This is a genomic window from Microtetraspora malaysiensis (assembly GCF_001528665.1).
GTDB classification, from domain to species: Bacteria; Actinomycetota; Actinomycetes; order Streptosporangiales; family Streptosporangiaceae; genus Microtetraspora_A; species Microtetraspora_A malaysiensis.
Genome location: NZ_BBYJ01000044.1, coordinates 46,153 through 56,555, shown reverse-complemented (window position 1 = coordinate 56,555; position 10,403 = coordinate 46,153). Strand labels below are relative to the sequence as shown.

At 67.1% G+C, this 10,403-nt stretch carries 7 protein-coding genes; 3 read left to right on the top strand and 4 right to left on the bottom strand.

What is annotated here, in order from left to right:
• The 3 genes from AWQ71_RS38295 to AWQ71_RS38285 form a co-directional block, all read right to left on the bottom strand.
• The coding region (locus tag AWQ71_RS38295; RefSeq protein WP_067143834.1) for an IS3 family transposase at positions 1 to 812 on the bottom strand (812 nt) is incomplete at its 3' end.
• On the bottom strand, positions 809 to 1,180 hold the full coding sequence (locus AWQ71_RS38290; RefSeq protein ID WP_067136881.1) for a transposase: 372 nt from the start codon (positions 1,178 to 1,180) through the stop codon (positions 809 to 811). The genes AWQ71_RS38295 and AWQ71_RS38290, both read right to left, overlap by 4 nt.
• Positions 1,181 to 1,347: 167 nt before the next feature.
• A complete protein-coding gene (locus AWQ71_RS38285) occupies positions 1,348 to 2,295 on the bottom strand; it encodes a hypothetical protein (RefSeq protein WP_157570834.1) in 948 nt (315 codons plus the stop codon).
• A 417-nt stretch (positions 2,296 to 2,712) separates the two neighbouring features.
• Here AWQ71_RS38285 and AWQ71_RS38280 point away from each other — a divergent pair, with 417 nt between their 5' ends.
• The 3 genes from AWQ71_RS38280 to AWQ71_RS38270 are packed head-to-tail and all read left to right on the top strand — an operon-like array spanning position 2,713 to position 9,260.
• Positions 2,713 to 3,096: a YbaB/EbfC family nucleoid-associated protein gene (locus AWQ71_RS38280; RefSeq protein ID WP_067143830.1), complete on the top strand. Its 384-nt coding sequence runs from the start codon at positions 2,713 to 2,715 to the stop codon at positions 3,094 to 3,096.
• A complete protein-coding gene (locus AWQ71_RS38275; protein ID WP_067143828.1) occupies positions 3,093 to 3,392 on the top strand; it encodes a hypothetical protein in 300 nt (99 codons plus the stop codon). The genes AWQ71_RS38280 and AWQ71_RS38275 overlap by 4 nt, the downstream gene beginning before the upstream one ends.
• A 6-nt stretch (positions 3,393 to 3,398) precedes the next feature.
• A complete protein-coding gene (locus tag AWQ71_RS38270) occupies positions 3,399 to 9,260 on the top strand; it encodes a WXG100-like domain-containing protein (RefSeq protein ID WP_067143826.1) in 5,862 nt (1,953 codons plus the stop codon).
• 124 nt (positions 9,261 to 9,384) lie between these two features.
• On the opposite strand, the gene AWQ71_RS38265 is transcribed toward AWQ71_RS38270, so the two are convergent.
• Complete coding sequence (locus AWQ71_RS38265; RefSeq protein ID WP_067143823.1) at positions 9,385 to 10,401, bottom strand: M48 family metalloprotease; 1,017 nt, start codon at positions 10,399 to 10,401, stop codon at positions 9,385 to 9,387.
• Between the last annotated feature and the right edge of the window lie 2 nt (positions 10,402 to 10,403).

Sequence of the window (10,403 nt, the reverse complement as noted above, 5' to 3'; positions counted from 1 at the left end):
TTGTAGAAGTCGTTGATCCAGGTTGCGATCTTCACGCGAGCCTCGGCCCGCGTCCGGAAGCGCTGCCGATACACGTACTCGACCTTGAGCGTGCTGTTGAACGCCTCGGCCGCGGCGTTGTCGAGAGCGCATCCCACCCGGCCCATCGACTGCACGACGCCGTGCTTGCGGCATTCGACCTGGTAACAGGCAGCGGTGTACTCCGACCCGCGGTCGGAATGAAAAATCACCCCGTCCACATTCCCGCCCCTGGTGGCCACCGCCATCTGGAGTGAAGCGACGGTCAGTGCCGCGTCGTGGTGCTCGGACATGGCGTAGCCGAGCAGCCGACGAGAGAACAGGTCCTCAACCGTGGCCAGGTACAGCGACCCTTCATCGGTGTCGATCATGGTGCCGTCGCCGACCCACAGCACGTCCGGCGCTACCGCGGTGAACGTGCGGCCGACCAGGTCCGGCGCCGCTCGCCGTTTGCCCTGCCGGGTCAGCGACCGGCGCTTCTTGGGCGGACGGCCGGCCAGCCCGAGCTCAGCCATCCGGGCTGCGACCGTGTTCTCCGACACCTTCCAGCCCTCGGCGTGCAGGTCCTGCGTGATCCGAGGCGAGCCGTAGGTGCCGCCCGATGCCGCAAACAGGCGCTTGATCTCCTCATCCAGGCGCGCCCGCCGCTGCTCACGCGCCGTCGAGGCGGTCTGGCCGATGCGGTTCTTCCACTTGTAGAACCACGACTGCGACACCCCCAGCGCCCGGCAGGAGGTGGCATGGTCGATGTCATGGTCGGTCTTCTGGGAGCAGATGAAGGCCGCCACGCTCACCGGCCCATCGCCTCTTTCACCCACAAGACCACGGAGCGCTTGAGAACATCACGCTCGTCTTCCAGCTCAGCGCGTTCCTTCTCCCACGCCGCCTTCTCTCGAGCGTGCTCCTTGACCAGCTCGGCCTTCTCCCGCCGCAGCCGCGCCAGCTCCTCGCTTTCGGACTCCTTCAGCGTCCCGCCTCCGCCGCTGTTACCGCCGGCCTGCCCGTTGGCGTGCCGGTCCATCTGCACCCAGTTGTGCAGCGTGTACTCGTTGATACCAAGGTCCCGCGCGACGTGCGAGACGGGTTTGCCGGTCTCCTTGACGATGCGCACCGCTCCAGCCCGAAACTCCGGATCAAAGCGGCGCCTCGTGGTACCTGCCACGACCAAACCTCTCTCGGTTCGGTCTCCACGCTAAGAGGGGAAGCTCAGACCGCTCACACATAGGGAGCACTCGCCTTCCGCAGCAGTGCCCGCACAGCGATGCCGCCAACGCCCACCGAGCATGGCCCCAATCCTGATGTTCCCGGCCAGGGATCAACGTCCGTGCCCTACCACGAAACCGTGATCTCACCGTTGAGCACCTTCATGGCGTTGGCGAGGCGAGCCTCGTTGAGCAGCCTGATCGTGTTCAGCCGGCCACGATGATCTCTGATGATCTTGTCTTGGTGCTCCGTGTACACCGCCTTACGTATGCCGTAGTAGTCGACCTCCCAGCGGCACGCGGAGTCCGCAAGCGCGGTGCGGATCTCCTCCGGTGTGCCGCGTGGCAGTTTTATCTCGTCGTTCGCGGCGGTCGTCGCCCAGCGCGGGTCGCCCAGCGCGTCGGACGTGGTCCGGTAGTCGAAGCCAGCCCGCTTCATGCAGTCGCTCCAGGACCGCTCGGCCGCCGCGACACGCTCGTCCCGCCAGGCCGCTTCGGCCGCTTCGGAGACCAGCATGCCGAGCTCGTCCTGGTTGAACCTCTTCACGATCTCGGCGGCGGGGACGCCCCTAGCTCCCTGATTGAGCACGCTGTCGACCTTGGTTTCGCACCCACCAGACGGCACCGCCTTGCCGTGGAAGCGTTTGACCCTTCCCACCAGCACCTTGAACTGCTCATCCGTGACCGAGTACGAATCGAAACCGTCCTCTGCCTTCCTTGACGCGTACCCAGGCGGCCCGGCATATCCGTACCGTCCGACCTGCAGATCCTCTAGCCATCCCAGCAAGCCGGCGTTCTTCGGATAGGTCGCCGGTTCGACGGCGGGCGCCTGGAAATCGATCCGGTACTGCCGCAGGCATTCCGTAATCAATCCGAACCGGGCGCGCAGCACCTGTGCGCGATCGACGGGACCGAGTTCGTAGGCGTCCAATGGAAGCACCAGATCAGCTGCCGTCCTGGGCGTGGGAATGCCGTCCCCGAAGACGCCGCCGATCAGACCGCATCCCGCGAGCGTGGCACCACACAGCGCCACCATGGCATGCCTGAGACCTCTGCGCATCGCCGTAAAGATCATCAGCCATTTGTATCCGACCGGCGGGAGTCACGTCTGTCAGAATCCAGAAAGATCCGCCCCGACTCAAAAAGCGAAAGACGGCCGGCCCCTTCCACAACGGCCGTCTCCCTCTCTCGCTCTCAGGTACAGGCAAGCAGGCGGCTTCGCCGGCCGCCCCGAAGGCGCCCTCGGCTGTGCCTGCCAGCCCTACCTCACCGCCCCCGGCATCTGTGCAGGCACCGCCCGCGACATCAGCTCCGAAGGACTCCCGGAGCCCGGCCATTTAGCGCGGACAGTTCCGACGGCAATCGGTTGCGACCTCATGCGTGCTCAGTGACAACTTTGTTAACTTCCGGCAAACGATGCACATCGTATGAAACCGGGCGGAAAGGGTAACGTAAGATCATATCTAGTATTAGACGTACGGAAGGTAGCTTTGTGGCGGATGCGTTCGAGGTGGGGATCAGGGAGCTCGCGGCCGAGATCAATCAGCAGATGACCCGCGTTCGCGAAGCGTACGGAGAGCTTTCCGTCATGGAGCACACGGCGCGTTCAGCGGACGGGATGGTGAGCGTAACCGTTGGCCGCCACGGTCAGCTGCTCGGCCTCAAGCTGAACCCCAGGGTCTATCGCTCTCTGTCCGCCTCGCAGTTGGCCGACGTGATCATGCAGGAAGTCAACAAGGCCACCGCCGCGGTCTCTGAGCAGAGCAAGCAGCTCTTGCAGCCCCTTATGCCGGAGAGCGTGCCGTACGAGGAGGCCTTCGGAGAGCAGGTCATGCTCGACGCGTTCTTCCCCAAGCCCGTGGAGCCGACCCCGTGAGCGGCTATTCCGTGCAGCCGGGGGCGCTGCATCGACAGTCCAAGGTCTACGACGAGTTGGCGCACAGCGCGGAGGAGGCTCGTGTCGAACTCCGCGCCGCCTTCGACCGGGACAGGAGCACGCTCGGCGACGACATGTACGGCGCCGAGCTGGCCAAGAAACTGCCTGGAATGGAAGGCGGCATCTTTGCCGCCCTGAAGACGCACATCGACGCGCTCGAGCGGGTCGCCGCAAACCTGAACGTCAGCGCTCGCAACTACGAGGCGGTGGAGCATCCCCCCGTCAAGCGCAGCTGATCGTCCATGGGCTTCGACGGGTTCCTCATCCCCGACTTCGCCAAGCCGTACGTCGGCTGGGTGGTTGGCATGGACTGGCCGGAAGGGGACGAGGCCGGCTGCTTCCGGTTGGCCGACGCCTGCATAACCGCCGCGCACCGACTCGTCCAGGGCACGGGGGCCGACCAGCCAGGAAGCGCAACCAAAATCGGTGCCGACTGGGACGGGGAGGCCCATCTCGCCTTCGCCGCCCACGTCAACAAGGTTGCCGGCGGTCAGCTCGCCGATGTGGTCAGGCGACTCGTGCGGACCGCTGTCGCGCTCAACGGCGTGGGGGTGCAGATCCAGTACACCAAGTACATGATCCAGATCACCGTCTGGCTGCTGGTCGCACAACTGATGTATCTGCTGGCCGCAGCCCTGGCCAGTGGCGGGGCGAGTCTGGCGCTCATCCCCGCGCGGGTACAGCTTGCCCGGATGACGGTTGCACAGATCGCCAAGAATTGCCTGCGCAACATGGCGATTTTCGCCGGGATTGTGGCCGGCATGGACCTGGGCGTCCAGACCCTGCAGATGATCAAGGGCCGCAGGGACGAGATCGACCTTCAGCAGCTCGCGACCTCGGCGCTGACCGGTGCCGCCATGGGCGGGCTCACGGGGCTGCTCTCCGGCGGGCTGAGCCGGCTGGCCACGTCGGCCCTGCGGGCCGGCCTGACCAGGGCTGAGATGACCATGGCGGAGAAACTGCTGGCCGCGGCCTCTTCGTCGTTGTACGGGCAGGCCGCGCAGTTTGCCGTGACCGGCGGGATCACGACCGCGGGAAGCTTGTTGGTCAACGGGGACTTCAGCTGGGACACGTTGGCCAAGGGCATCACGTCCAGTGCGCTCGGTGCGGACGGGCAGCACGGGGCCGCGGCCCTGCTCCATCGCGCCGACGGTTCGCCCTCATCCCACCCGGCCTCTCCGCCCGAACGTCCTTCGTCCGACCCGGCTGCCGGCCTCAAAGGCGTGCCCGAGCCCAATGCCGAAGCGACTCTGGCGGCGATGAGACATAACCAGGAGACCATCACGTCGCCTGGCTGGAAGAGCCCTGACACGCTGGTCCCACAGACCGAAGTTCCCGCGTCTCACCTGGCCTCCTATACGGAGTCGCCGCAGCCGACGGCGTATGCCTCTGCGTCGTCCCGGCCTGATGGTTCGCCGGTGTGGAAGCAGGCTGAGGGGTCGCGGTCGGAGGCGGTGAATGCCGCGCATCCGGTGAGTGGGCCGGTGTTGCGGCCTGATGGTTCGCCGACCTGGAAGCAGCTTGACACGTCGCCCAAGCCGGTGATCCATCCACCTCGCACCGTCGAGATCGGCGCCTTGGGCGAGACGGCCGTACACGACGTCAAGGTCCCGGAAAACGCGACGGCGGCGGCTCGGGCTCTGACCGACGGCATCACGGGTGTCACCCCGCGGGAACGACGCGCGATCCGCGAGTGGCTCGCGGAGGCGCTTTCCGACGGCAACCGCGACACCTGGACAGACCACCTCCAAAGGGGCGTCGCGCTCAGCGTCAATGACACCGTGATCTACCTCAAGCTGAGGCCGAGCGAGTTCACGCACGTGGAGCACCCGAGCCTGGCGCCCGAGAAGCCGGTCGCTTTCGGCGGGGACGGCGTGGAAGGAAAGTCCGCGCAGGCCTCCTCGCTGGATCGGACCGCGGGTCTGATGAAGGGGCTGTACCACTCGCCGGACGAGGCCGAGGCGAGCGCCCTGCCTCGTACGGGCATCAACAACACGTCGCGCACGACCCACACGAACGGCATCGAGGTCATCAGCGGTCACAAGGCTGTTTCCCCGACGCATGACTACTTCGTCGCGGGAATCTCCCTCGACGTCTACCGCAACGGTGCAAAGGTCACAGAAACCGCGGCAGTCTCCGAGCTGGCGATGACCCTCCCCTTCCCCCGGCAGTTCACCCGTGAAGGGCCGCTCCTGTCCGCCGACCACCCACCGTCGCTCCCTCGCCACGAGGTCCCGATCGGAGCCGAGCACAAGTTCCGTGATCACGGAATCGCCATCACCGGGATGGACGTCACACCTCTGGTGCTGGAGGTCCAGCGTCGGGCGTTGTCGGCAGGCGTGCCCGCGGGTGAGGTGGTCAAGATAGTTGCTCACCTCACGTCCACCGTGCTCAGCGAACAGGGAATGAAGAACCGCAGCCAGTCGATGCTGTCGAGCGGGGCCGCCTCCGAGGCGGTCCGGTACAAGAGTTCCGCGCTACGATCCGCGGAGGACTCTGTCAGGGTCACTGGCCGGATAACGCGGATCGAGCCCATCGACGGAAGCGCGCGGCCACCGATCGAGACGATGTTCCGGGACGACATGGGGCGGCGCGAGAGCGACGGGACGGCGCATCGCCAGGGAGCGAGCGTCAATGTCAATGCGGGCGGCAAGATCGGCTTGGCCCTTGGAGAGGGGACGGAGGTCGCCGCCAAGGCCGTTGGCGGGTTCGGATTCGGAACGGACCATGTGACGTCCACCAACCGGTCACACGGCAACCACACCGTCTTGACCAGGGTCGACGACGTCACCATGTACGACGCCCACATGGTGCTGCAGGTCGAAACCGAGAGGATGGGCACGTTCGAGGTCGGGGTGAAGGCCGAGCTGGTCGTACCGGCTCGCGACGCGCCCCGGATGGAGCGGGACGTCTTCGGGCGCGACCTCCGGCCGCCCGGGGAATTCAACGACATCCGGCGGAGACTCGCCGATCTCCACCGGGAGATGGACGAAGTACGTGCGGAGTACGCGCGGAGCGAGCCGCTCGGCGAATATCCGTCCAGGGGTGAGCATCCGAACGGTGGCTACGACCCTCACGTGCTGGAGCCGGAGACGCTCGCGGCCGGGCGGGGCACCGGACTGGGCAGCGGCGTCCGCGTCCACTCGGAGACGCTTCTCAGCGGGGAGATCCGCCAGGCTGTCGACCAGGCGCTGCCCGACCTCCCGCCGGGGATCAGGCGGCAGATCATGCGGGACGTCGAGAGCCGCTTCGGCGGCCCGGCCCTGGAAGCCGACCTGACGCATGCTCTCCACGGAATCAGATATGAGAAGACGATCGGCGGCCACACCTTCGAGATCGTGGCCGAGGGCGCTCTCGGCCGGCGGCACGAGGTCGGCTCGACCGAGATGAAGGTGAACGAGCGCAGGATCACGTCGCAGACCAGCACCAGCCAGCGGGAGACGTCAGCCGCAGGCCATGGGGAGGTGCTTGGTGTCGCGCGCGTCGAGGTGAACGACGGGCTCAAGATCGACCCGGTGAACCTTTCTCTCGCCGGCAGTGGCGCCAAGGCGGAGAGCGCCGGCTTCTCCGCTGGTCACACGAGGTACGACCGCACGGAGACCGGTGGCGGCTTCACCATTACGCGAGATCTCTCCTTCGACGTCAGGATGAGGATCTCGCGAAACGGCACAGAGGTGACGAACGCCCGGTGGGAGGTGCACGGAAGCAAGGCGGAGTTCCTCGTACCGAATGCCCACCTGCCGAAGTCGCCAGTACTCGCGCAGGACGTCGCACATGTGGGACGCGTGCGGTCGTCGACCGAACTGCCCGGTGATGTATGGCGGCCTCGTGCGGACGAGCTGTCCGCCATCGTCCGTCTGGGTGCCATGCCCGACCTGCCCGGGGCGGTGGCCGAGGCCTACGCCAGATGGGCGGGACTGCCGGCGCCGGCGGAGCGCCTGGACGTACCGCATGTGTTCGAGACCGCGACTGATGTGATCAAGCTGGAAACCATGGTCACGTCTCATCCTGACGGCCTGTACTACACAGTGTCCGATTCAGGGGGATCGCGGCACGATGTGCAGGTGAAGGTCCACGTGGCCGACATGAAGCACGTCAAGTCGGAGACCGGAGTAGAGCACGAAAGCTACTCGAACAGTAACTCGAGGATGACGGATGGCGAGCGCAGCAGACAGGACCTGGGCGGGCACGCCCGGAGTGGTCTGCGGGTCGCCCTCGGCGACGGTGAGGCGGCGGGCGGAACCGAGCGGAAGCTCGTGGCACGAGCGGGTGTGCACGGCGCCACGAAGCGGATGACCCAGGAAAGCTCCTACCTGGGTGGCAGCGACGTGGCCCGGGTCACCTACTCAGATGGGCACCCCTCGCACTGGTACCGCGCAGACCTGGTCGTGGAGGTGACACCGACCAGAACCGACGGGCGAACGGTCGAACGGGGCCCGACCACATACGTCCGGGTAGAAAAGATCATGGACCTCGTCCTTCCGGACGAGGTGGCGCGCCGTCACGGATTGGACGGCCCGGAGACCGTGGAGCCCGCCAAGCAGGCAGGGGACACGACCCGCGCCTATGCCGCGCCCGAGGCGGCGATGAGCGCCGCCTCCGTTCAGCATCTCGACGCGCACGGCGTACTCCCGAAGATCGTCGAGATGCTCCGCGACGACAGGCTGCTCTTCCCGGACCAGGAGTTCACGAACCACCCGGTGGCCGAGCACCTGCGTGGCCACTACGGCCAGGATGCGCTCGGCACGAGATTGGGGGAACTCCGCGGAAACGGAGTGTCCTCCTGGTTGTTCGTCACAGATGAACACGGCCGAGTCACCGAACGCGTGGGTATCCGGGTCACGGCCGAGGTCGGCGACGGAGTACACGTCGGTGAGCGTCCGGACACCGGCCTCATGCTCCGCAGCGAACGCCTCAGTGGCGACATGAAGGTGCGCGAAGCGGGATCGGACCGCGGCGCGGAACTGCTCGCGCGCTACCTGGAGTCCTCGGACGATGTCAGGGGGATCGAAGCGGGGTACTCGAACTACCGCGACTCCCACACCGCGGACACGCACGGAACGAACGAGAAAGCGATCAACCGGTACCAGACACGCGAAACCCCGCAGGAGTTCAGGCATCCGGTCGCGTACGAGATCACGCTTGAGCGCGTCCCGGTCCGCCCTGTCCTGGAACCCGTGCAGAACGCCACCCGCAACATGCTGCTCAAGGTGGGCGAGGTAACCGGACACGACGGAGCCGGGAGGTTCTTCGACAGGCATGTCGGGGTCACCTCGACGTCCAGGGCGGCCGCGAACGGTGAACTCGGCGTCCTGGTGCCGGGACACCTCACCACGGAGGTGCCGCAAGGCACCCCGGTCACGGCGCGTACGCCGGTCGTCGCCGCGGACCCGCGATGGGCGGAGACGGCGGGGCCCAACAGCATGTCCACCACGCTTGGGAACGGTGTCCCCAAGGGAGACGTCAGCCAGGTCGCGCTCCCCGCCGCCACCCTGGTGGAGGAATGGGCGCCGATGGCCGCGGTACCGCCGAAGCTCCGGGCGGAAGTGCCCTCGCTGGCCGACCGGCCGGGCGGATTCGAGCTCTCTCGCCCGGACGGCATGTCCCTGGCCGAGGCCACCAAGGAAAGGACCATGCGCGCCCATCTTGAGCAGTTGCTCGCGCATGACTACGAGCTCCCAGGGATCGGCAGGGTGGGGATCGACGTCAACGGGGCCCACGAGATCGCCGGTGCGCTGGTCAAGCAACGCGTCTACGCGCAGACCATGAGCACGAGCGGACACGGCCAGGAGCAAGGCCGGGGCCGGTCGCTTCGGGGTGGCGGGTCCGCCGGATCGAGTACCGACGGGAATCAGGCTTTCGGCGGCATCGGAGGCAGCACGAAGACGGCGGACGAAGCCGGTTCGCGGAACGCCAACATCGTCGAACGTAACTTCCTGGAGGAGCAGCACGAGAACACGTACCTCGCGTTGGACATCTCCATCGTGCTCTATGGCAAGGGCAAGCCTCTGGTGCTGGACGTTCCCGGCGGCCTCTACCTGCGGCTCACCCCTGAAGGGCTCGCCGGGTTCGATGCCGCGCATCCCGGGGTGATCACGCGCTGAACCTGCGAGGACGGTGCCCTGTACCGCTTCACAACGGAGATCACGACGTCATAGGGATTGTCCTGCCACGGGCTGAACGCGCGCACCGCGCGGGACCGCGTGGTCAGCGTCGATCGTTCGAGTGTCATCCGCCTGACAGAACGGATGCGATCGTGTGCGGACTCCCGTATGGGGAGGATGGCAGGACTGGCGCGGGAAGCTCGGCTTGGTCGAGCCGATCGTCGAGTTGGTCCACTGCCACCGAGGAGCCCAGGAGGGTGATGGTGGTCAGTGCCAGCAGTCCGACGGCGATGGCGCGGCGCGGGCGTGGTGCCGGTGCCAGCAGGGCGGCCGCACGCTGGGCGACCTGTCCACCGGTGGCCGACAGGCTGACGGAGGCGGTGCCGGTGGATCCTTGGCCGAGGACATCGGCGCGCAGCGCGGCCGCCTTGGCAAGTGCCGCACGGGCCAGCGCGCGGGCGACCAGCCGGCGGTTCCCGAGCCGGCGCGCCGCGGCTTCATCGGCGGCTCGCTCGACCGCGAACCGCACCGCGCGGGCGGTGGGGCGCAGGAGGGGGTTGGTCGCGGAGGCGAGGCGCGCCACTTGGACGTAGAGGTGGTGTCGGCCGGAGACATGGGCTGCCTCGTGGGCGAACAGCACACGGCTTTCCTCACCGTCCAGAGCGCTCAGCATGGCGGTCGTCACGACAACGCGTGCGGGGGTTCCGGGTAGGGCTGGAAGCGTGTAGGCGTCCGGCACGGCACCGGGAAGGATGACCACCCCGTCGGGGCCCGGTACCAGTCGCCGGGCCGTACCCGCGACTCTGACCAGCTCGCGAACCACCCGCGCCATCGTGTGGAAACCCGCGGCGAGCAGCAGTGCGGCGCATGTCCCCGCCATCGCCTCGGCCGTCACCGGCCACGGCTGTTCGGCGCCGAGCCGGCTCGCGGACCAGCTGCCGAGCCGCGCCACCTCGGGTACCTGCGCGAATGACAGGAATCCGAGTGTGGTCAGCACCGTCCCCGTGCCCATGGCCACGACCACCATCGTGATCGGGACCAGCCGGACGGCCAGCCCGGGCGGCAGGGTTCGCGTGATCCATGGGCCGAGAAGGCCGAGCACGAGATTGGCCACCAGCGGCGACCACACCAGCCACGCCACCG

Excerpts from the sequence above, each read along its gene's own strand:
- AWQ71_RS38285 (WP_157570834.1), bottom strand. The coding sequence starts at position 2,295 with ATGATCTTTACGGCGATGCGCAGAGGTCTCAGGCATGCCATGGTGGCG.
- AWQ71_RS38270 (WP_067143826.1), top strand. The coding sequence starts at position 3,399 with ATGGGCTTCGACGGGTTCCTCATCCCCGACTTCGCCAAGCCGTACGTC.